At 70.8% G+C, this 20,891-nt stretch carries 20 protein-coding genes and 1 tRNA gene; 12 read left to right on the top strand and 9 right to left on the bottom strand.

Annotated elements, in window-relative coordinates:
* Position 1 precedes the first annotated feature (1 nt).
* On the top strand, positions 2-691 hold the full coding sequence (locus IZR02_RS09665) for an SDR family oxidoreductase (protein ID WP_025104964.1): 690 nt from the start codon (positions 2-4) through the stop codon (positions 689-691).
* Positions 692-829: 138 nt separating this feature from the next.
* The gene (locus IZR02_RS09660) at positions 830-1,087 is read left to right on the top strand and encodes a hypothetical protein (RefSeq protein WP_164498151.1); all 258 of its coding nucleotides are present in this window, start codon (positions 830-832) and stop codon (positions 1,085-1,087) included.
* Between the two features lie 63 nt (positions 1,088-1,150).
* Here the strand turns inward: IZR02_RS09660 and IZR02_RS09655 are convergent, their stop codons facing one another.
* The 4 genes from IZR02_RS09655 to IZR02_RS09640 all read right to left on the bottom strand — a co-directional run bounded on the left by IZR02_RS09655 (position 1,151) and on the right by IZR02_RS09640 (position 4,205).
* Positions 1,151-1,324, bottom strand: a complete 174-nt coding sequence (locus IZR02_RS09655) for a hypothetical protein (RefSeq protein ID WP_164498152.1) — start codon at positions 1,322-1,324, stop codon at positions 1,151-1,153.
* Positions 1,325-1,427: 103 nt separating this feature from the next.
* Positions 1,428-2,630: a DUF3500 domain-containing protein gene (locus IZR02_RS09650; protein ID WP_062766681.1), complete on the bottom strand. Its 1,203-nt coding sequence runs from the start codon at positions 2,628-2,630 to the stop codon at positions 1,428-1,430.
* A gap of 195 nt (positions 2,631-2,825) precedes the next feature.
* On the bottom strand, positions 2,826-3,959 hold the full coding sequence (locus tag IZR02_RS09645; protein WP_025104961.1) for a hypothetical protein: 1,134 nt from the start codon (positions 3,957-3,959) through the stop codon (positions 2,826-2,828).
* 173 nt (positions 3,960-4,132) lie between these two features.
* A tRNA-Ala gene (locus tag IZR02_RS09640) sits at positions 4,133-4,205 on the bottom strand.
* 135 nt (positions 4,206-4,340) lie between these two features.
* On the opposite strand from IZR02_RS09640, the gene IZR02_RS09635 reads away from it, so the two are divergent.
* The 5 genes from IZR02_RS09635 (at position 4,341) to IZR02_RS09615 (ending at position 8,665) form a co-directional block, all read left to right on the top strand.
* Positions 4,341-5,408: a flavin-containing monooxygenase gene (locus IZR02_RS09635; RefSeq protein WP_025104960.1), complete on the top strand. Its 1,068-nt coding sequence runs from the start codon at positions 4,341-4,343 to the stop codon at positions 5,406-5,408.
* Positions 5,409-5,450: 42 nt separating this feature from the next.
* Complete coding sequence (locus IZR02_RS09630; protein ID WP_025104959.1) at positions 5,451-6,242, top strand: hypothetical protein; 792 nt, start codon at positions 5,451-5,453, stop codon at positions 6,240-6,242.
* A complete protein-coding gene (locus tag IZR02_RS09625) occupies positions 6,239-6,766 on the top strand; it encodes a hypothetical protein (protein WP_025104958.1) in 528 nt (175 codons plus the stop codon). The genes IZR02_RS09630 and IZR02_RS09625 overlap by 4 nt, the downstream gene beginning before the upstream one ends.
* A gap of 28 nt (positions 6,767-6,794) precedes the next feature.
* Positions 6,795-7,451, top strand: coding sequence for an SDR family oxidoreductase (locus tag IZR02_RS09620; RefSeq protein WP_025104957.1), 657 nt, complete (start codon positions 6,795-6,797; stop codon positions 7,449-7,451).
* Between the two features lie 140 nt (positions 7,452-7,591).
* Positions 7,592-8,665: a glycoside hydrolase family 3 N-terminal domain-containing protein gene (locus tag IZR02_RS09615; protein ID WP_240183580.1), complete on the top strand. Its 1,074-nt coding sequence runs from the start codon at positions 7,592-7,594 to the stop codon at positions 8,663-8,665.
* Between the two features lie 3 nt (positions 8,666-8,668).
* Here IZR02_RS09615 and IZR02_RS09610 read toward each other — a convergent pair whose 3' ends face one another.
* From IZR02_RS09610 to IZR02_RS09600, 3 genes are read right to left on the bottom strand one after another with little or no spacing between them, the layout of a single operon-like run.
* Positions 8,669-9,532 (bottom strand): hypothetical protein, encoded by an 864-nt coding sequence (locus IZR02_RS09610; RefSeq protein WP_025104955.1) that lies wholly within the window; start codon positions 9,530-9,532, stop codon positions 8,669-8,671.
* 1 nt (position 9,533) lies between these two features.
* Entirely contained in the window at positions 9,534-10,559 is a 1,026-nt protein-coding gene (locus IZR02_RS09605; RefSeq protein ID WP_025104954.1) for an App1 family protein, read from the bottom strand.
* A gap of 4 nt (positions 10,560-10,563) precedes the next feature.
* Positions 10,564-11,235 (bottom strand): DedA family protein, encoded by a 672-nt coding sequence (locus IZR02_RS09600; protein WP_025104953.1) that lies wholly within the window; start codon positions 11,233-11,235, stop codon positions 10,564-10,566.
* A gap of 41 nt (positions 11,236-11,276) precedes the next feature.
* Between IZR02_RS09600 and IZR02_RS09595 the strand changes: the two genes are divergently transcribed.
* The 3 genes from IZR02_RS09595 (at position 11,277) to IZR02_RS09585 (ending at position 15,979) form a co-directional block, all read left to right on the top strand.
* Entirely contained in the window at positions 11,277-12,599 is a 1,323-nt protein-coding gene (locus IZR02_RS09595; RefSeq protein WP_025104952.1) for an anthranilate synthase component I family protein, read from the top strand.
* Positions 12,600-12,645: 46 nt separating this feature from the next.
* Complete coding sequence (gene leuS / locus IZR02_RS09590; protein WP_029989824.1) at positions 12,646-15,210, top strand: leucine--tRNA ligase; 2,565 nt, start codon at positions 12,646-12,648, stop codon at positions 15,208-15,210.
* Positions 15,211-15,379: 169 nt separating this feature from the next.
* On the top strand, positions 15,380-15,979 hold the full coding sequence (locus IZR02_RS09585; protein WP_025104950.1) for a ComEA family DNA-binding protein: 600 nt from the start codon (positions 15,380-15,382) through the stop codon (positions 15,977-15,979).
* Positions 15,980-15,986: 7 nt separating this feature from the next.
* Here the strand turns inward: IZR02_RS09585 and IZR02_RS09580 are convergent, their stop codons facing one another.
* The gene (locus tag IZR02_RS09580) at positions 15,987-16,736 is read right to left on the bottom strand and encodes a DUF2510 domain-containing protein (protein WP_025104949.1); all 750 of its coding nucleotides are present in this window, start codon (positions 16,734-16,736) and stop codon (positions 15,987-15,989) included.
* 261 nt (positions 16,737-16,997) lie between these two features.
* On the opposite strand from IZR02_RS09580, the gene IZR02_RS09575 reads away from it, so the two are divergent.
* Positions 16,998-19,361: a ComEC/Rec2 family competence protein gene (locus IZR02_RS09575; protein ID WP_254385343.1), complete on the top strand. Its 2,364-nt coding sequence runs from the start codon at positions 16,998-17,000 to the stop codon at positions 19,359-19,361.
* Positions 19,362-19,395: 34 nt separating this feature from the next.
* Positions 19,396-20,433, top strand: coding sequence for a DNA polymerase III subunit delta (gene holA, locus IZR02_RS09570; RefSeq protein ID WP_025103705.1), 1,038 nt, complete (start codon positions 19,396-19,398; stop codon positions 20,431-20,433).
* Between the two features lie 67 nt (positions 20,434-20,500).
* Here the strand turns inward: holA and rpsT are convergent, their stop codons facing one another.
* Positions 20,501-20,761 carry a 30S ribosomal protein S20 gene (rpsT, locus tag IZR02_RS09565; RefSeq protein WP_025103704.1) on the bottom strand — a complete coding sequence of 87 codons (261 nt, stop codon included), beginning with the start codon at positions 20,759-20,761 and terminating at the stop codon, positions 20,501-20,503.
* Positions 20,762-20,891: the final 130 nt, after the last annotated feature.

Here is a 20,891-nt window from a genome sequence, read left to right as displayed (position 1 = left end):
CATGGCCACGCACCTGCTGACCGGTGCGGGGTCGGGCATCGGCGCGGTCCTCGCCCGACGGCTCGTGGAGCGCGGCGACGACGTCGTGGTGCTCGCGCGCGACGCGGGACGCGCGCGACAGATCGCCGAGGAGCTGCCGGGGGTCTCGACCCTGGTCGGCGACCTCGCCCAGCCGGGACGCCTCTCGTGGGCGCTCTCGAAGCAGAGTCTGCCGGATCGCATCGACTCCCTGGTGCACGCGGCCGGCGTCGTCGATCTCGGGACGGTGGGGGAGCTCACCCCGGCGCTCTGGGACCAGCAGCTCGCCGTCAATCTCGTCGCCCCGGCGGAGCTCACCCGTCTCCTGCTGCCCGTGCTCCGGGTCTCGCGGGGGCACGTCGTGTTCGTGAATTCCGGCGCCGGGCTCCGGGCGAGCCCGGGGTGGTCGGCCTACGCGGCCTCGAAGCACGGCCTGCGGGCTCTCGCTGACGCGCTGCGGCAGGAGGAGGCCGAGCACGGTATCCGCGTGACCTCGGTGTATCCGGGGCGGACGGCGACGCCCATGCAGGAGCGGGTGCACCGGCAGGAAGGCCAGGAGTACGACGCGACGCGGTTCATCACGCCGGAGGCGGTGGCGACGACGATCCTCACCGCGCTCGACCTGCCGCGGGACGCCCACCTCACGGATCTCACGGTGCGTCCCCAAGGCTGAACGAGCCGATCACACCATTCTCCTGCACCTCCTCGTGAGGGTGTCAAGGCCCTTCCCTTCCCTGGCGGGGTATCCGAGGCTCGTCATCAGAGAGTCCTGGAGGGCCGACTGATGTCAGAAGTTCCTGATCCCCGTTTCGTGCTTCACCGCATCACGCCGTCGGAGTGGGTGATCAACGATCTGCGCTATCCCCCGAACGACCCGCGCCATGTCGTCGCCTGCGTGTACGAGCTCGCCGACACCGAAGTCGAGGTGACGTGGCTGCGCGATCTTCCGCTCGCGATCCGATACGGCACGGCGTTCGAGGTGCTGGAGGAGGTCGAGCGGATGCAGGGGGCGAGCCGGGCGACGCGTCCCATCGCGATCCCGCATCGACCGCCGCTGCTGGCCACCTGAGCCGGCTCCGCGTGAGAAAGGGCACCCCTCCGTGAGGAGGCGGTGCCCTTTCCTGTGTCCGGATCAGTCGTCGTCGCCGGCGACGGCGGCGCGGTCGGCCTCCGCACTGTCGATCTGGGCGTCGTCCGCATCCTCGTCGAGCACTTCTTCGCCGTCCACCTCGCGCGTCGGGACGTCGTCGGCGTCCCCGTCGGCGATCGGCGGGAGAGGCGGGATCGGGGGAGTCGTGTTGGACATGTCGTCTCCTTTCGTCGGATGCCCTCTGTCTACGCCGGCATGCGCACCCTGGGGAGACCGTTGACGGGCCGTGGCGGGGGCGGCTACGGAGCCGGCTCCGACCTCAGGAAGCAGGGGGCGTGCCGCCGCCTCCCGGGCCGCCCATGCCGGACGCGGCCTGCTGGGTGACGCTGTTCGCATAGTCGTTGGTCGGATCGCGGTAGATGGTGTGCACGTGCCCCCAGCCCGACGTGGTCACGCCGTCGACGTCGGCGCCCGCAGAGCCCTGCTGCGCCTGGAACGCGACGTACACCTTCGGGCCGGAGATCGAGAAGTCGATGCCGTTCCCGGTGCTCATGTCGTACGTCGTCGCCCCGGACCAGGCGATGACGGTGTCATCCAGCGTCTCCTCGATGTCGGCCAGCGTGGACGCCGTGGTCTCCTCGTCGCTCATCCCGGCCCAGTTCGCGATGAGCTGGAGCAGCAGGTCCCGCTGCTCGTCGGAGAGGTCGGCCCCGGACAGCCCGGCTCCGCTGACGAAATCGCACGTGTCGCCCGGTGCGCACATGCTCACATCGCCGGAGGTCAGCGTGGCCTGCTGGTCGGCGGTGAGGCTGTCGAAGAACGCGAAGGCGTCCGTGTAGATCCCGTCGAACGGCTGCACCTCCTCGCCGTCCTCGTTCGTGTAGACGGCGGGCTGGACGCCGAGGTGCGTGGGCGCGAACGTGATCGCGTCGGTGCTGCCGTCCAGCGTGGCGTTGATACCGAGGTGGTGCCCGCCGAACTGCACCTCGAAGGCGCTGTCGGTCGCCGTCGGATCGCCGAAGAAGGCGATGTAGTACTGCCCGAGGGAATCCTCGGTGCTGCTGCTGTTCTCGGCGAGGTACTCGTCGCCCCCCATGATCCCGGTCACGGTGGCGTAGGCCTCGTTGCTGAGGAGAGACTCCAGCACGGCGAGCGCCGCTGTCCGCTGCTCCTCGGTCAGGTCGACGAGGTTCAGACCGGCCCGCTGCACGAAGGTCACCGGGAAGTTCGACCACGAGGTCGTCTTCGTCTCGTCGTCGAAGTCGTAGAGAACGGTCTCCTTCTGCTCGTCGGTCAGCGTCGCGAGGAAGGCTGCGGCGGCTGCGGACGTGTCGGCGATCGTCCCCGCCGTCGTTCCGGCTTCCGTCGACGCGGCGGCGGAAGCCGAGGCGGATGACGAGGCAGAGGTCGTCGATTCGGCGGTCGTGGCTGCGGCGCAGCCGCTCAAGACGAGGCCGCCCGCGAGGACGAGGCCGGAGAGCCAGGCGAGGCGCTTCTGCGCGGGAGAGGATGTCGTGTTCATGCCTCCACGGTAGAAAGGGGACCGGTGGCGGCCCTATGATCTGTCGATGTCCTTCCTATGACGATGGAGCCGCGGCCACGCCACACCGTGTTTTTCCGGGCGATGTCCGGGACGCCGCCTCAGGCCCGCTCGCGAGATCAGGCGACCTGGCACATCGGAGCCTGTTGTCGCGCGAATGCCTGAGGTCGAGCGGGATCAGGGGAGGTAGCGGTCGACGATCGTGCGGAGCTGTGCCTCGTCGGGTGCCGTGGTCACGCCGGTCACGCGCTGCAGCGTCGCGAACGGGGTCGACGCGGACCCGACGGGAGCCGGCTCGATCTGCGTCTTCCAGTCGGGAGCGATGCGGTCGAGGAGGAGGCCGAGCTGTGCACCCGTGAAGTAGGAGTAGTCGCGTTCCAGGACGGTCTGCTGCTCCGGGTCGTCGAACAGCGCGTCGAGACCGTCGGTGAAGGTGCTCTGCACGGGAGTGAGACCTCGTGCTCTGTCGAAGGCCCGCTCGACGTAGGTCGCCGTCCCCTCGATGGCCTCCAGCTCGATCTCCGCTTTCAGGGTCGGCCACGTCGTGTAACGCGCCATGCGCACGGTGGCGAGGTCGGACGCGAGGGTCGCCAGCGCCTGCGGATCGGTCTCCGATTCGACCCGGTCGAAGATCCGCGCCTCCACGCGCAGCAGCTCGTACTGCGCCTCCGTGTGCGGGTAGTCCGGTATCGCGCCGCCGGCCTCCCACGGCCAGGCGCCGGGCGCTTCCGGGTCGAGCCCCTGCTTCGTGACGTGGAAGTTCTCGTGCAGGGAGAAGCGCTGAAAGCCCTGTGACGTCGTGGTCTCGGTGTCGAGCATCGTCTGGTTGTACTTGAACGCGAGGACATCATCGCCGCCCACCTCGATCACACCGAAGTTGGACGGGGCGTACAGCAGCGCGTCCCCGACGGCGAACGTCCGGCTGATGCGGACGTCATCGAGGTGGGTGGCCCCGGGGACGTCGATCTTCGTCATGCCGGAGGTGTCCGTGACACCGCTCATGTTGACGAGGATCGCGTGCGACCAGAAGGAGCTCTTCTCCCCGTCCGTGCGCAGCAGAACCAGCGGTTGGTCCTCATACCGGTAGGCGTCCGTCCAGATCTCCGGGGCATGTGCCGCTGTGACGTCGTCCTGCTCCGACAGCTGGGTGAGCATCTCCTTGTCGGTGGCGTCGAGTCCCTCGTAGTTCGACGGGGTGGGGGCGAGGAAGCGCCACGCGATCACCCCGCCGATGCCGAGCGCGAGGACGGCGAGAACACCGACGATCACGGGAGCGAAGCGGCGACCGCGTCGCGCGACGGAAGCATGCATATGTAACACGCTACCGTGATGACTGTTTCGTCTTCGTATGCTCCTCAGTCAGGCGATGGCGCGGCATCAGGCAGGGAGGTCAGTGAATGCCTGATGGAGCGCGGGCGCCTGATCTCGAGTGATGCAGCACGCCGCGGAAACACGAAAACCCCCGGCGAACCGAGGGTTTTTCGTGGACCTGAGGGGACTCGAACCCCTGACCCCCTGCATGCCATGCAGGTGCGCTACCAGCTGCGCCACAGGCCCAGACGCTGTTCCGGAGTGCTCCGGGCAACGTGAAAACACTACTACACGAATCCGCATCCGCACCAATCGGGACGGGCCGCCCGGGCGCGTCGGTACACGAGGAACATCCGGAGGAGCGACGGCGTTCGATCCATCGTGAGCACTCTCGACAGCATCGTGATCGGCGCCGGCCAGGCCGGGCTGTCGGCGTCGTTCCACCTGCGCCGCCGCGGGATCGAGCACATCGTGCTGGACGCCGATGCGCGGGCCGGGGGAGCCTGGCAGCACCGGTGGGACGCCCTCACGATGCGCGACGTGCACGGGGTCGCGGAGCTCCCGGGAGACACCGCGCCGCCGCGGGACGGGCGCCGGGCCAACATCGCGGTGCCGGAGTACTTCGCCGCGTACGAGAAGGCCCACGATCTGCCGGTGCTGCGGCCGGTGCACGTCCGTCGGGTCCACGATGACGCGGGGGTCCTGGTCGTCGAGGCCGACGAGGGGGAGTGGCGCACTCGCACCCTCGTCAACGCGACGGGCACCTGGACGCAACCCTTCCTCCCGCACTATCCGGGGATGGAGACGTTCCTCGGGGAGCAGTTCCACACCGTCGACTACCCGGGCCCCGAGCACTTCCTCGGCAAGCGGGTGCTGGTCGTCGGCGGCGGTGCGTCCGCCGTGCAGTTCCTCGGTGCCCTCGCTCCTCTCACCGAGACCCTGTGGGTCACTCGACGTCCGCCCGTCTGGCGCGACGACGACTTCACGCCGGAGGCCGGTGCCGCCGCGGTCGCGCTCGTCGAGAAGCGCGTGGCGGCCGGCCTGCCCCCGGAGAGCGTGGTCAGCGTCACGGGTCTCATGCTGCGCCCCCAGGAACGGGAAGCGGAGCGCCTGGGCGCGTACGCCGACCGTCGACCGCTCTTCCAGCGCATCGAGCCCGACGGCGTGCGCTGGGCCGACGGATCGTTCGAGCGGGTGGACGTGATCCTGTGGGCGACGGGGTTCCGGCCGGCCATCGGCCACCTCGCCCCGCTCCACCTGCGCAGTGCCGCGGGTGGGATCCAGCTCGACCGCGGCGGCCGCGGTACGACGGCGGTGGCCGACTCCCGGGTGCAGCTCGTCGGGTACGGCCCCTCCGCGAGCACCATCGGCGCGAACCGGGCGGGGAGGGCCGCTGCGGCCGGTGTCGTCCGGGCGCTCGCGAAGACGGGAGCCGCGGTCTCGTCCTGACTGGTTCGTCGTCCGGCGCGTCCTGTGGATACGCTGGGAGGCATGCTGCGCATCGTCCTGACCGTCGTCTGGCTGCTGCTCTCCGCGTGGCTCGTGGTGTGGGTGGGGGAAGGCCTGTTCGGTGTGAACCAGCGCGAGTCGATCCTCCCGTTCGCGAGCGGTGACGGTCTCGGCGGCCCCATCGTGATCGGTGTGGCGTGGGGTCTGCTGCTCACCTTCGGCGGATCGATGTCGGGTCTGGCGCGGCGCAAGAAGGTTCGCGGGCTGGCGCAGATCGGCGTCGGCACCGTCGTCGAGATGTCGCGCACCGGCGTGACCGTGAACGACGTGCCCCAGTACGACCTGTTCATCCGGGTCAGCCCCAGCGTCGGCGACGATTTCATCGGACAGCTGCGCATGCTGCTCGACGCCGGTGACGTCGGAGCGCTGCAGGTGGGGCAGCCCGTCCCGGTCCGCTACAACGTCGACGACCCCGACACGGTCGAGCTCGCCGACCTCAGCGACCCGAGCGTCCGAGAGGCGATGCTCCAGTGGCGCATCGACCGGGGCCTCATCGACCCGTCCCAGGTCCGCGCGCGTACGACGGGGACCCAGGTGCCCGCGTCCGTCGTCGAGGTGCGTCCGACCGGACGGCGCCGTGAGGGGCAGAGCGAACTCGCGCTGAAGGTGCTCGTGGCCCCCGAGGGGGCAGAGTCGTGGGAGGCCGACACCACCGTGTTCGTCTACCCGCAGGCCGTGTCGCGCCTGCAGGTCGGGGCACCGATCTGGGCGTTCTACCGGCGGGAGGACCCGCACACGGTCGCCGTCACGATCGAGAAGGAGGCGGCACGATGAACCCCCTCGACACGCTGATGTGGCTGGTGAACTTCCCCGCCGCGCACGGCTATGCGATGGTCTTCATCGCGGCGTTCTCGATCCTCGGGCTGTTCGCGGTCTCCGCGCGAGGCACGACCGGAGGCGGCTCGCTGCGGGCTGTCCGTGAGCGGGAAGGCCTTGTTCCGGCGGGCACGCGATCCAGGGGCAGCGTCGGTGGCTCCGTGGTCCGCGTGTTCTTCCGCGTCCTGGCCTTCGTGATGCTCGGTTCCCTCATCATCGGGATCCTGAGCCTGACCGGTGTCCCGGTGACCCGCGCGTACATCTTCGAGAACGGTCGTCCCACCACGGGTACGGTCGACGGGGACTGGGTGACGTTCACGGCGGCCGACGGCACCGAGTACACGCTGGAGAGCGACTTCTTCACCCCCGCCGTGTACCCGGACCGTGACGCGTGGATCCCGACCGGGACGCCTGTCGTCGTGCGGTACCTCCCCTCGCATCCGCAGGCCTTCGTCATCGACAGTTCGCAGACCCCGGGCTGACGTCAGTCGGGGCGCGTAGGGTGAAGACATGTCGCGCATCCTCGTCTTCGGCGGCCACGGCCGCATCGCCCTGCTGCTCGCCCCGCTCCTCGTCGCCCGCGGTCACGAGGTCACGGGGGTGATCCGGAACCCCGATCACGTGACGGAGGTGGAGGACGGCGGCGCGATCGCGCTCGTCGCCGACATCGAGACCATGGACGTCGACGCCCTCACCGAGATCATCCGCGGACACGATGCCGTGGTGTGGTCGGCGGGTGCCGGAGGCGGGAGCCCGGAGCGTACGTACGCGGTCGACCGCGACGCGGCGGAGCGGACCATGGACGCGGCGGAGCGCGCGGGCGTGCGACGCTACGTCATGGTGTCGTGGATCGGCTCCACGGCCGATCACGGCGTCCCGGAGGACGACTCCTTCTTCCCGTACGCCGACGCGAAGTGGGCCGCAGACGAGCACCTGCGCGCTTCCGACCTCGACGGGACGATCCTCGGCCCCGGCACGCTGACCTTCGATGACCCGACCGGTCGCATCCGCATCGATCCGGAGGGGCGCGGCGAGGTCTCCCGCGCCGACGTCGCGGCGGTCATCGTCGCGACCCTGGAGGACCCGGGCACGATCGGGCGCACGATCCGCTTCGGCAACGGCGACGAGGAGACCTCGGTGCCGATCGCCGAGGCGCTCGCGCGCTGAGGGCGATGAAGCGGAGTCGGTCCCTCGGGCGCCGGGCACGGCGAGGTGCCGGCGCCGCGCTCGTCCTGATCGTCCTCGTGGGAGGTGCCTGCGCGTCGGCGGCTGCCCAGTCCAGCACGGAGCCCGCTGAGGCGGTATCGGTGCAGGCCGCAGAGCCCGGCGAGCTCCGACAGCAGGCCGCCGCTCTCGTCGCGGACATGAGTACCGCGGAGCAGGCATCGTCCATCGTGATGGGACACATCGGCGGGACCGATCCGGCGGCGCTGCGTGCCTATATGCAGTCGGGGCTCGGCGGATTCATCCTCATGGGCGGGAACATCCCGGCCACGGAGGAAGAGCTCCGCACGCTGACGGCCGCGCTGACCGTCGACCCCTCCCTCCCGCCGCTGATCGCGGTGGACCAGGAGGGCGGCATCGTCTCGCGCCTGCCCTGGGACACCTTCCCGGCGTCGACGACCCTGAAGAGCCGTCCGGTCGCCGAGACCTCGGCAGCCTTCGCGGCCCGGGGCGCGCTCGTCGCGCGCGCCGGGATCACCGTCGACTTCGGTACCGTCGCCGACGTTCCCGCGGACCGCGGCTCGTTCATCTTCGGGCGGGCCCTCGGCATCGATCCAAAGAATGCCGCCGACCGCACCGCGGCGGCGACTACGGCGCAGGAGCACTTCGTCGCGTCGACGCTCAAGCACTTCCCCGGGCACGGAGCGGCGCCGGGCGACTCCCATCACGCGATCCCGAGCACCGGCATGACGAAGGCCGCCTGGCGCGAAGCGGATGCCGTGCCGTTCGCCGCCGGCATCGACGCCGGCGCCTCGGTGCTCATGTACGGCCATCTCGCGTACACCGCCGTGGACTCCCGTCCGGCGTCGCTCTCCGCGGAGTGGCATCGCATCGCGCGGGAGGAGCTCGGCTTCGACGGCGTGGCCGTGACGGACGACCTCGGCATGCTGCTGTCCTCGGGGGACCCCGCGTACGCCGATCCGGTCGCGAACGGCGTCGCCGCAGTCGCGGCCGGCAACGACCTCGTGCTCATGATCGCGGGGTCCACCGCCCAGACCGCGACCGACATGGCCGCGGGGATCGCCGCGGCGGTCGACGCCGGGACGCTGCCCGCCGAGCGTCTGGAGGACGCGGCGACCCGGGTGCTCACCCTGCGTCTGCAGCTCGCCGCAGCGTCGTCGTCGTGGGCGGTCTGCGGGGACTGCGGCGCCGGCTGACGCTCAGGCGGCGGCGCGCTCGTCCGGGCCGAGCCAGGCGGTGAGGAGGGAGGCGCGGAGGGCGGCGCCACGGTCCGCGAAATCACGCTGGCGCCGGACGTACTCGGCCTTGCCCTCCGGCGTCTCGATGCGTACCGGTTCGACGTCCCACGCCGACAGGTCGTACGGGGCGGCCTGCATGTCGAGCAGCCGGATGTCGCGCGCCAGCTCGAACGCGTCCAGCAGCAGCTCTCCGGGAACGAGCGGGCCGAGCTTCATCGCCCACTTGTACAGGTCCATGCCGGCGTGCAGGCAGCCGGGCTGTTCGAGGAGGGGCTGATCCTCTCTCGTCAACGCCGCCCGGTTGCGAGGCACCGCCTCCGGCGTGAAGAACCGGAAGGCGTCGAAGTGCGTGCAGCGGAGATCGTGCGCCTCCACCACGGCATCCGTGCCCGCCTGCCCCAGCCGGAGGGGGACGGCATGCCGATGCTCTGCGGCGCGGTAGACCATCGCCCATTCGTGCAGACCGAAGCAGCCGAACTGCCCGGGCCGGGAACCCGTGCGGCGCAGCATGAGGGCGACGAGGCGAGCGAGCTCGGGCTTCTCGGCGGCGAAGCGCCCGGCATCCGGCGTCACGCCGGCGGGGGTGACCCCGGGGGCGTACCAGCGCCATGCCGCCCGCTCGGGGGCTTCCTCCAGCTCCACACCCGCTCCGGGATGCCAGCGGCGGAGCTGCGCGGGCTTGTAGCCGTAGTAGGTGAAGAGGAAGTCCCACACCGGGTGCTTCTCGCCGCGCGTCACACGGTCTCGGTGCGAGGCGGTCAGCGCGTCGGCCCGCTCCCGATGCGCGTCCTCGCGCCGAAGCCAGTCGTCACGGGTGAGGATCATGTCAGTGCAGGATGCCGGCGTCGCCGAGCTGGTCGCGCAGGCCCGCGCCGTCCTCGGCACTCACCCACGGCACCTCGTCCGCGTCATGGGATTCCATCTCGGCACGGCCGCCGGCGAGCACCGCCTCGGCAGGCAGCAGCCGCCGGATCGCGACACCCGCGACCGAATCCGGGTACTCCTCCTGGAACTGCGTGTAGATCGCCTCGTCATGCTGGCCGTCGTCGCCGATCAGGAGCCACTTGATGTCGGGGAACTCGGTGGCCAGTCGCCGGAGGTTCGTGAGCTTGTGGTCGCGCCCGCTGCGGAACCAGCGATCGTGCGTGGGGCCCCAGTCGGTCAGCAGCAGCGAGCCGGCGGGGAAGAGGTGACGACCGAGGAACCGCGACAGCGTGGGGGCGACGTTCCAGGCGCCGGTGGAGAGGTAGACCATCGGAGCCCCCGGGTGCTGCCGGAGCAGCTGGTCGAGCAGCACGGCCATCCCCGGGACCGGGATGCGGGCGTGCTCGTCGACGACGAACGAGTTCCAGAAGGCGATGAAGGGCCGGGGGAGCGCCGTGACCATGACCGTGTCGTCGACGTCGGAGACGACGCCGAACCGGGTGCTCTCCGCGACGACGAAGGCCCGCGCCTCGATCGGCTCCTGTCCCTCGACGGTGATCGTGAAGGTCTGCCAGCCGGGTTCGAGGTCGGCGCGGATGACGGTGTCGATGACGCCGCCGCGGTCGGCGACCACCCGATGCGTGCTGTCGCCGACATGCACGTCGACCGAGGCGAAACCCACGGGGATGCCGACGAAGCTGCGCCAGCCGCGGATGCTCGCCGGTTCCCCGTCGCGGCCGCGGCGCTGCGGCGGGACGATCAGCACGCGACCGAGCACACGGACCCACCCGGGGCCGCCGTAGCCCGGGAAGGGCAGCACGGTGGCGCTCCGGCCGCGGCGGCGCGCTCGTCCCTCGCGCCACACGTGCAGGCGGTGCTCGAGACGGGCGAACCAGTGGATCCTGGGCGCCGGGGGTGCGGGGGCCATTGCCTCAGTCTTTCACGTCGGCGTCGGACTCCGCCGCCGGGGCCTCCAGATGACGAGCTTCGAGACGGTGCAGCAGCCGCTTGCCCAGGTAGGCGAGCACGAGGAACAGGGCGATGACTCCCACGAAGAGGTAGCCCGCGAAGTGCACGCGGTCGACGAGCTCGCGGAAGCTCCCGGCCGCCAGCGAGGTGACGCTCACGTACGCCGAGGCCCAGATGATGCAGGCCGGGGTCGTCCAGGCCAGGAAGCGCCGGTAGGGGTACTCGCTCATCCCCACCGTGAGGGGGACGAGGGAATGGAGGACCGGGAGGAAGCGGGAGAGGAAGATGGCGATGCCGCCGCGTCGGGCCAGGTAGTTCTCCGCGCGCACCCAGTTGTGCTCGCCGATCCGCCGTCCGAGCCAGGAGGCACGGATGTACGGGCCCAGCCAGCGGCCGAGCCAGAAGCCGATGCTCTCGCCGATGAGGGCGCCGACGACGACGGCCACGCCCATCGCGATGCCCTCGAGGGGAGTGGCGACGCCCATCGAGGCGATGATGACGATCGTGTCGCCGGGGACGATGAGGCCGATGAGGATGCTCGTCTCCAGCATGACGGCGAGACCTGCGACCAAGGTGCGCGTGACCGGATCGATCGACTGCACGGTGTCGAGGAGCCAGAGCAGGAGGTCGTCCACCCCATGAGGATACGGGAGCAGCCCGGTCCTAGGCTGGAAAGGTGCCCGACCGCCTGACCCCCCGAGCCCTGCCGTCCTGGGTGGCGCCGGAGCGACTTTTCGGGGTGCTCGCGCAGCGGCCGGCGGACGTGTTCTGGCTCGATGCGGGCGCTGACGCCGTCGAGGGATGGAGCTTCCTCGGCACCGGGGTCGCGGAGCCGCTTCCGGAGGACGTGCGCCTGGATGCCGGGTCCGTCGAGGCCGGGATGCCGCCGTTCCGCGGGGGATGGGTCGGCTGGCGCGACTACGAGAGCGGAGCCGCGCGCGCGGGAGCTCCGGTCGCCACCGAGCCGGAGCCGGAAGCCCGGACGTGGCTGCGCGTGACCAGGGCCGTGGCGGTCGATCACGACGCGCACCGCCTGTGGTTGCTGGCCCCGGAGGAGGAGACCAGTGAGGGGGAGCGCTGGCTGCAGTCCCTTCTGAGCGACGCCGGCCCCGAGGCGCCGACGCCGCGGGCAGTGGAGGACCGACACGTCGCCGAGGCCCGCCATACTCCCGCCGCGTACGAGCAGCTCATCGACCGCTGCCGCGACCTCATCCACGCCGGGATCGCCTACCAGCTCTGCCTCACGACGCGGTTCACCGTGCCCGGGGCCCACGACCCCGTCGCGGTGTACGGGCGGCTCCGGGCGGCGACGCCGGCGCACCACGGGGGATTCCTGCGCATCGGGGGACGTGCGCTCCTCAGTGCCAGCCCTGAGCAGTTCCTCCACGCCGGCGGTGGCGTCATCCGCACCCGTCCCATCAAGGGCACGCGTCCTCGGGGTGCCGATGCCGCGACCGATGCCGCGCTCGCCGCAGAGCTCGCCGCGGATCCGAAGGAGCGGGCCGAGAACGTCATGATCGTCGACCTCATGCGCAACGACCTCTCCCGGGTGTGCGTGCCGGGGTCGATCCGGGTCGACGGTCTCTGGGAGGTCGAGAGCTATCCGGCCGTGCATCAGCTCGTCAGCACGGTCAGCGGCACGGCCGCGGAGGGGATCACGGTCGGGGCACTGCTGGAGGCGGCGTTCCCCGCCGGCAGCATGACCGGAGCACCGAAGCTGTCGGCGATGACGCAGCTGCACGACCTCGAGGGCGCCCCTCGCGACATCTACGCCGGCTGCTTCGGCTACATCGGCGTCGACGGTGCTCTCGATCTCGCGATGGTCATCCGCAGCATCGTCGTGGACGAGGAGGCGGCGTTCGTCGGCGCCGGTGGCGGGATCACGTGGGGATCGGTGCCCGCGGCCGAGGTGCGTGAGGTCGCCACGAAGGCCCGCGCCCCGCTCGCGGCGCTGGGCGCGGAAATGCCCGCCACCTGGCGTTCCGATATCCTGAACTGATCCCGTTTTTCCCTTCAGATTGGTCGTGCGTTCGTTGTCCGAGAACATGTCCACCGCTCCCGTCGACGAGGAGTTCTCCTCGCCGCACGCCATCCAGGCCAAGTGGCAGAAGTACTGGGCGGAGCACGAGACGTTCCTCACGGGCGGAGACGACGACACCCGGCCGCGGCGCTACGTGCTGGCCATGTTCCCGTACCCCTCCGGCGACCTGCACATGGGGCACGCGGAGAACTACCTGTACTCCGACATCGTCGCCCGCTTCTGGCGGCACCGGGGCCACAACGTCCTGAACCCGATCGGGTGGGACTCCTTCGGCCTGCCGGCGGAGAACGCCGCGATCCGCCAGGGTGCCGACCCGCGCGAGTGGACGTACCAGAACATCGCGCAGCAGAAGGTGGGCTTCCAGCAGTACGGCGTCTCCTTCGACTGGAGCCGGGTGCTGCACACGTCCGACCCCGAGTACTACCGCTGGAACCAGTGGCTCTTCCTGAAGATGTACGAGCGGGGCCTGGCGTACCGGAAGAAGAGCCCGGTCAACTGGTGCCCGAACGACCAGACCGTGCTGGCCAACGAGCAGGTCGTGGACGGGCGCTGCGAGCGCTGCGGCTACGAGGTCGTCAAGAAGAAGCTCACCCAGTGGTACTTCCGCATCACCGACTACGCGGACCGCCTGCTCGACGACCTGAACCAGCTCGAGGGGTTCTGGCCGCACAAGGTGCTGCAGATGCAGCGCAACTGGATCGGCCGCTCCGTCGGCGCCGATGTCGACTTCCGCATCGAGGGCCGCGAGGAGCCGGTGACGGTGTTCTCGACCCGTCCGGATACCCTGCACGGCGCGACGTTCTTCGTCGTGGCGCCCGACGGTGACCTGGCCGCCGAGATCGCGGCGGACGCCGAGCCCGAGGTGCGCGAGCGCTTCCAGGCCTACCTGGCCGAGGTGCAGAAGACCACCGACATCGATCGGCAGTCCACCGACCGTCCCAAGACGGGCGTCTTCCTGGGCCGCTACGCGATCAACCCGGTCAACGGCGAGAAGCTGCCGATCTGGGCGGCCGACTACGTGCTGGCCGACTACGGGCACGGCGCCGTCATGGCGGTCCCGGCACACGACCAGCGCGACCTCGACTTCGCACGCGCGTTCGACCTGCCGGTCAAGGTCGTCGTCGACACCACCGCTCCGGTCACCGGTGCCATGCCGGTCATCGAGGTGGACGAGGACGGCGTCCCGATCGATGCGGACGCCGCGCTCGACGAGCAGAACCCGGCGAAGACCGGCGTCGCCCTCACCGGCGAAGGACGCATGATCAACTCCGGTCCGCTGAACGGACTGTCGAAGCGCAACGCGATCGCACGCGCCATCGAGCAGCTGGAGGCCACGGGGACGGGCCGGGCGGCGAAGAACTACCGCCTGCGCGACTGGCTGATCTCGCGGCAGCGGTTCTGGGGCACGCCGATCCCGATGCTCCACACCGAGGACGGCCGCATCGTCCCGGTGCCGGAGGACCGGCTGCCGGTCAAGCTGCCGAGCGTCGAGGGCCTCGACCTCAAGCCGAAGGGGACGTCCCCGCTGGGCGGCGCCGAGAGCTGGGTGCGCACGACGGATCCGGAGACCGGCGACCCGGTGCTGCGCGATCCGGACACGATGGACACCTTCGTCGACAGCTCCTGGTACTTCCTCCGGTTCCTGTCGCCGAACAGCGACACGGTGGCGTTCGACCCCGCCCAGGCGGCGCGCTGGGCCCCGGTGGACTCGTACATCGGCGGTGTCGAGCACGCGATCCTGCACCTGCTGTACGCACGCTTCATCACGAAGGTGCTCTTCGACATGGGGCTGATCGACTTCACCGAGCCGTTCTCCAACCTGATCAACCAGGGCATGGTGCTGCTCGACGGCCAGAAGATGTCGAAGAGCAAGGGCAACCTGGTGCTGTTCCAGGAGGAGCTCGACGCCCACGGTGCCGACGCGCTCCGCGTCGGTCTGGCCTTCGCCGGTCCGGTGGAGGACGACAAGGACTGGGCGGACGTGTCGACCACCGGTGCGCAGAAGTTCCTCGCGCGCGCTCTGCGGATCGCGCACGAGGTCGCCAGCCCCGTCGACGTCGTCTTCGACGGGGGCGACGCGGCCCTGCGCCGCGCGACGCACAAGCTGCTCGCCGAAGCGCCCGCGCTGGTCGAGCAGACGAAGTTCAACGTGCTCGTCGCCCGTCTGATGGAGCTGGTCAACGTGACCCGGAAGACGATCGACGGCGCTGCCGGTGCTGCCGACCCCGCCGTCCGTGAGGCGGCGGAGACCATCGCCGTCATGCTCGACCTCATCGCCCCGCACACCGCGGAGGAGATGTGGGAGATCCTGGGACACGAGCCGTCCGTCGGCCTCGTGTCGTGGCGCTCCGCCGATCCGGCGCTGCTCGTCGAGGACACCGTCACCGCGGTCGTGCAGATCGGCGGCAAGGTCCGCGCGCAGCTCGAGGTGCCGGCACGCATCGGCGAGGCCGAGCTCGAGGCGCTGGCGCGCGCCGATGAGCGCGTCATCCGGTCGATCGGCGATCGGGAGATCGTCAAGGTCGTCGTGCGGGCCCCGAAGATCGTCAGCATCGTCGTCAAGGGCTGAGTCCTCGGCGTGCTCCGCGGTTCCGCCTCCCCCGGTGCGAAGGGATGATGCCCGGATCACGTCGCGACCGGGAACGGCCGTCCTCCACGACGAGTCCCGTCTGAGCGTCTCTCCACGGTCGCTGTGTCCGGAGCCGGGAGGCGGTGGGCGCGGAGCTTAGGGTGACCGGATGACCTCGTCCCCGCCTCCACCTCCTCCGCCCCGTCGGAGGCTCCGCCTCGGACTCGGCGCGGCGGTCGTGCTGGCGATCGTCGCGCTCTCCACGGCCGTCGGCCTCGGGCTGGTGCGGGGTCAACCGTCGTCCGTCGAGGCGGTTCCGCTCGCGGAGAGCTCGGCGTCGGTCGAGCCCGCGCCCGCGGAGATCTACGTGCATGTGCTCGGGGCGGTCGAGCGCCCGGGCCTGTACGTCCTGCGCGCCGACTCCCGGGTCGTCGACGCTCTCGCGGCCGCCGGCGGGTCGACGGACGCCGCCGACCTTGCGGGGGTCAATCTCGCCCGCCGGGTCGAGGACGGTGAGCAGATCCTGGTTCCGGTCGTAGGTGCTGTCGCCGACCCGTCGGCGCCGCCATCCGGAGACGGGACCGTCGATCTGAACACCGCGGATCAGGCGGCTCTGGAGGAGCTCCCGGGAATCGGGCCGGCGCTGGCCGAGCGTATCGTCGCGTGGCGCGAGGACAACGGTCGGTTCCGCACGGTCGACGATCTCCTGGCGGTGCCGGGGATCGGGGAGAAGGTCTTGGAGGGGCTGCGAGACGGGGTGCGCGTGTGAGAGTCGCCTACCCCTGGGGATCGCAGGTCAGCGTGGCATCCGTGATCACCTGGGTCGCCAGCTCCCGCTCGGACTCGAGCGGATCGCGTCCGTCGACCAGGAGCTGGACGCTCTCATCGGACAACGCGGAGTCGTAGACGTACTGCCCGACGCAGGGATAGAAGTCCGGCATATCGTCATAGGTGGTCAGGCCGTTCGACCGGTTGATCTCCTCCGCGGACGCGCCGATCTCCTCAGGTGTCGGACGGCTCTCACTGGCGCTGCTCGGCGGGTCCGATGGCTGGGCGCTGGCCGGGGGCGCGCTTTCGGCGGGCAACGAGTCGTTCAGCGCCGACGAGGCCAGCACGAGCGACACGATGAGCACGATGACCCCGATCACGGCGCCGACGACCGAAACGACCATGCCGACGATCGACGGCCACTTCGCGGCGTTCTTCGTGAACAACCCGATCAGCGACACGACGAACCCGGCGAACAGGATCACCGCGCCGACCACGAACAACACGGGGATGAAGGCGAGAACGGCGCCGAGGACGGCCAGGCCCAGCCCGATGAACCCGAGGACCGGCGTCGGCCGAGAAGCAGCGTCAGGGACCTGTTGCGCCGGGGCGGCCGACCCGTATGTCGGCGCCTCGGGATGAGGCAGCGAGGGATTCGTCGGAGCCGAAGGGGGAGCGTAGGCGTCGGTCCACCGTGCTCCGTCCCACCACCGCTGGCGCCCGGAACCATCGTCGTACCACCCAGCCGGGACACTCATGCGCTCTCCTCCTCGTCGCGGCAGCGTCCGCCGCGCGCCAGTACCCAGGCTACTCAATCGCTTCCGACGAGGTCGTCACCGCGTCCGACGCCGGCGGTCTCCTCATCGGAGAAGTGCTCCTCCACACCCTGACCTCCGGGGTCGTTGTCCTCCGCTCGTGCGGCGGCGGTCGCGGCGGGCGGAGTGGGCGCCGGCGCGACTCTAGGGTGATCCGATGCATGAGAGGCAGCGTTCGTCCCTGGGGCCCGAGGAGGGATCGGCGTGACGGGCGATCTGCGCCTACTGCCGGTGGCGGTCGGTGCCTGGGGTGTGGCCCTGGTCTGCGTGTTCGTGCCGGGAGCGGCGGCGTGGGTGGCGGGTGGATGCCTGGCGGCCGCGGGGATCATCGGCGCCGCTCTGGCGATCCGGCGCCGCGCAGTCGCGACGATCGGGGGACTGGTCATCGTGGTTCTCGCGACGGCGGCGGCCGTGGCGTTCACCGTGTTCGCACAGTCCGCGGGCCGTGACGCCGTGCACGCGTGGGGAGGCAGAGCCGTCGAAGCGGTCGGTGAAGTCTCGTCGTCGGCGTCCGTGGGACGCGATGGGCGTCTGTGGATGGACGTGCAGCTGAGCGGCATCGGTGCGCCCGGGGCCGTGGCGCCGGCGGCCGGTCCGGTGCGCATCGGCATCGAGGAAGGGGAGGGGTTCGTCCTCGGTGCGCAGGTGCGGGTGACCGGAGAGAGTGCGGAAACGGATGCGGGGGAGCGGGCGGCCCTCGTCGTCTTCGTCACCGCGGGAACGGTGGAACGGTCCGCACCGGGCGTCTTCGGATTCGCTGCCGACCTCCGCCGGTCGTTCGTGGAGCGCGCGACGCGGCTCCCGGAACCCGGCGCCGGGCTCCTTCCGGGGCTGGCGGTGGGCGACACGACCGCTGTGCCTGCCGCAGTCGACGCCGACATGCGTACGAGCGGCCTCAGCCACCTCACCGCCGTGTCCGGGGCGAACTGCGCGATCGTGGTCGCCGCGGTGTTCGCGATCGCGGCGCTGAGCGGCGGGACGCGAGCGCTGCGGGTCGTGCTCGCGGCCCTCGCGCTGGCGGCCTTCGTCGTGCTCGTGACGCCGGAGCCGAGCGTCATCCGGGCCGCCACGATGGCCGCGGCAGGCATGCTGTCGATCCTCGTCGGGCGGCCGAGCGCAGGCGCCGGGATCCTGGCCCTGTGCGTGGGCGCGCTCCTCGTCGCCGATCCCTGGCTCGCATCGACGCCGGGGTTCGCGCTGTCCGCCGTGGCCTCCGGGGCCCTCATCCTGCTCGCCCCGGCGCTGGCGAACGGAATTGCTCGCTGGCTGCCCGGTCCGCTGGCCCTCGCGATCGCCGTCCCTCTGGCGGCGCAGCTCGCGTGCGCGCCCGTCATCGCGCTGTTCGCGGAGCAGCAGTCGCTCGTCTCGGTCGTCGCGAACCTCCTCGCCGAGCCGGCCGCGCCGGTCGCCACGGTGATCGGGCTCGTCGCCTGTCTCGCTGCGCCTCTCCCACCCGTCGCGGATCTGCTCACCGCGTGCGCCTGGCTGCCATCTGCGTGGATCGCGACCGTCGCGCATGTCACTTCCGGGCTCCCCGGCGCTCAGGTGCTCCTCCCCGCGGGGCTCGGCAGCGCTGCCCTGGTCGCGCTGGTGAGCGTCGCGATCGCCATCGTGTGCTGCCGCGGAAGGCCGCGCCTACGGGACGTCACGCGCCCGGACGTCGTGACGGTGTGGTCTCGTCGGCCGGGGCCCTCGATGTCCGGCGGCGTCCTCACCATCGTCCGATGCGTGGCGGCCGGCGTTCTCATCGTCGTGGCGTCCATTGGCGCCTCCCGCGTGCTGGTCGACGGTCCGCTCGCCCCGCTGGTGACGCCGCACGGGTGGGCGATCGCCGCGTGCGACGTGGGCCAGGGCGACGCGATCCTGGTGCGTTCGCAGGACGCGATCGCCCTCATCGACACCGGTCCGGACCCCGGGGCGCTCGACGCCTGCCTCCGCTCGCTGAGCATCGACCGCATCGACCTGCTCGTGCTCACGCACTTCGACGCGGACCACGTCGGTGGTGCGGCCGTGCTCGAAGGGCGAGTGGACACCGTGTTGCACGGACCACCCGCCGACGATGCCGATGCGCGCGTGCTCGATGGCCTGGCGCGGGCGGGCGCGGCCCTCCGCGCGGTCGGCGCCGGAGACCGGGGCACTCTCGGCGGAGCATCGTGGCGGGTGCTCTGGCCGCGGAAGGACAGCGTCGCCTTCCCGCCGGGCAACGATGCGAGCGTCGTCACCGAGTTCGCCGGGGGAGGAGTGCCGCGCGCCCTGTTGCTGGGCGACCTCTCCGCGGCCCCGCAACGCGCGCTGCTCCGCGATACGCCGCTGACACGATACGACGTGGTCAAGATCGCCCACCACGGGAGCGCTGATCAGGAGCCCGCTCTGTACGAGGGTCTGCATCCGAGCGCGGCGCTCATCACGGTCGGCGCGGGCAACGACTACGGACACCCGCGTCGGGAGACCCTGGAGCTGCTGTCGGCTCTCGGCGCGCACGTCTACCGCACCGACCGCGACGGTCGCACCCTGCTCGGCATCGAGGACCATGCCCTCCGCGTCTGGACCGATGTCGCGCCGCCCTGAGTCGGGTGTCCGACACCGCCGGTAGGCTGGTCCCATGGCAGCTTCCCGTCCTCCCTCCCGCGGCGGCGCGAAGGCCACGAAGATCCCGCAGGTGTCGTGGCGGGAGCCGCACCCCGCGCCGCTGGTGCTCGTCTCGGGCCCGGAAGAGGTCTGCGCCGAGCGCGCGATCGCCGGGGTGCGCGACTACCTCCGTGCGGAGGATCCGGCGCTCGAGGTCAGCGACGTCCGTGCCGACGACTACGCTCCCGGCACGTTGCTCTCCCTGACCTCGCCGTCGCTGTTCGGAGAACCGCGCCTGGTTCGCGTGTCCGGCGTGGAGAAGTGCTCTGACGCCTTCCTCCAGGAGGCCATCGGGTATCTGGAGAACCCGCAGGAGGGGGCCACGGTCGTGCTCCGCCACACGGGCGCCAGCGTCCGCGGGAAGAAGCTCCTCGATGCGCTGCGCGCGGGGACGGGCGGCGGGATCGAGATCGCGTGCCCCGCCATCAAGCGCGACGGCGACCGGGTCGACTTCGCGGCGGGGGAGTTCAAGGCGGCGAAGAAGCGCATCGCCCCGCCGGCACTCCGAGCGCTCGTCTCGGCCTTCGCCGACGACCTCACCGAGCTCGCCGCCGCCTGTCAGCAGCTCATCGGCGACGTCGAGGGCGACATCACCGAAGAGGTCGTCACGAAGTACTACGGCGGCCGGGTCGAGGTGTCGGCATTCGTCGTCGCCGACACCGCCATCGCCGGACGCTACGGCGAGGCTCTCGTGGCGCTCCGCCATGCCCTGTCCTCCGGCGCGGACCCGGTGCCGATGGTCGCCGCGTTCGCGATGAAGCTGCGCACGATGGCGCGCGTCGCCGGCAACCGTGAGCCCAGCAGACAGCTCGCCCAGCGCCTCGGAATGAAGGACTGGCAGGTCGACCGCGCGCGTCGCGACCTGGCGGGCTGGAACGAGCGCTCCCTGGGGATGGCGATCCAGGCGACCGCGCGCGCCGACGCCGAGGTCAAGGGTGCGGCGCGCGACCCCATCTTCGCGCTCGAGCGCATGGTGACGGTCATCGCCACCCGTGAGCCGTTCGGAGGCTAGGGCACCCGCCTCCCGGGAAAGCAGAAAGCCCGCCTCACGAGGAGACGGGCCTTCGGAAGTCAGAAGCTCAGAGAGCCGAGACCTGCTTGGCGATCGCCGACTTGCGGTTCGACGCCTGGTTCTTGTGCAGGACACCCTTGCTGACGGCCTTGTCGAGCTTGACCGAGGCCTTCTTCAGGCTCTTCTCGGCGGCGGCCTTGTCGCCGGCGGCGACGGCCTCGCGGGTCTGGCGGACGAGAGTCTTCAGCTCGCTCTTCACGGCCTTGTTGCGCTCGTGAGCCTTCTCGTTGGTCTTGTTGCGCTTGATCTGCGACTTGATGTTTGCCACGTGTGGACGCTTTCTGTACAGGAGTGATTCGGAGTGCCGGCAGCAGAAGAGGGCTGCTGCACGGCGGTCGTGAGGGAAGAACCCACACGCAAGCCAAGAGTCGAGTCTACCAGTACCGGGCGGGATCGTG

This window comes from Microbacterium paraoxydans (assembly GCF_019056515.1).
In the GTDB taxonomy this organism is placed as follows: Bacteria; Actinomycetota; Actinomycetes; order Actinomycetales; family Microbacteriaceae; genus Microbacterium.
Note: the sequence above shows the minus strand (reverse complement) of the source record. Positions and strands in the feature narration are given on the sequence as shown.

Coding starts and splice junctions, on each gene's coding strand:
- IZR02_RS09665 (WP_025104964.1), top strand. CDS start 2: ATGGCCACGCACCTGCTGACCGGTGCGGGGTCGGGCATCGGCGCGGTC.
- IZR02_RS09655 (WP_164498152.1), bottom strand. CDS start 1,324: ATGTCCAACACGACTCCCCCGATCCCGCCTCTCCCGCCGATCGCCGAC.
- IZR02_RS09650 (WP_062766681.1), bottom strand. CDS start 2,630: ATGAACACGACATCCTCTCCCGCGCAGAAGCGCCTCGCCTGGCTCTCC.
- IZR02_RS09645 (WP_025104961.1), bottom strand. CDS start 3,959: ATGCATGCTTCCGTCGCGCGACGCGGTCGCCGCTTCGCTCCCGTGATC.
- IZR02_RS09630 (WP_025104959.1), top strand. CDS start 5,451: ATGCTGCGCATCGTCCTGACCGTCGTCTGGCTGCTGCTCTCCGCGTGG.
- IZR02_RS09625 (WP_025104958.1), top strand. CDS start 6,239: ATGAACCCCCTCGACACGCTGATGTGGCTGGTGAACTTCCCCGCCGCG.
- IZR02_RS09620 (WP_025104957.1), top strand. CDS start 6,795: ATGTCGCGCATCCTCGTCTTCGGCGGCCACGGCCGCATCGCCCTGCTG.
- IZR02_RS09610 (WP_025104955.1), bottom strand. CDS start 9,532: ATGATCCTCACCCGTGACGACTGGCTTCGGCGCGAGGACGCGCATCGG.
- IZR02_RS09605 (WP_025104954.1), bottom strand. CDS start 10,559: ATGGCCCCCGCACCCCCGGCGCCCAGGATCCACTGGTTCGCCCGTCTC.
- leuS (WP_029989824.1), top strand. CDS start 12,646: ATGTCCACCGCTCCCGTCGACGAGGAGTTCTCCTCGCCGCACGCCATC.
- IZR02_RS09585 (WP_025104950.1), top strand. CDS start 15,380: ATGACCTCGTCCCCGCCTCCACCTCCTCCGCCCCGTCGGAGGCTCCGC.
- IZR02_RS09580 (WP_025104949.1), bottom strand. CDS start 16,736: ATGAGTGTCCCGGCTGGGTGGTACGACGATGGTTCCGGGCGCCAGCGG.
- holA (WP_025103705.1), top strand. CDS start 19,396: ATGGCAGCTTCCCGTCCTCCCTCCCGCGGCGGCGCGAAGGCCACGAAG.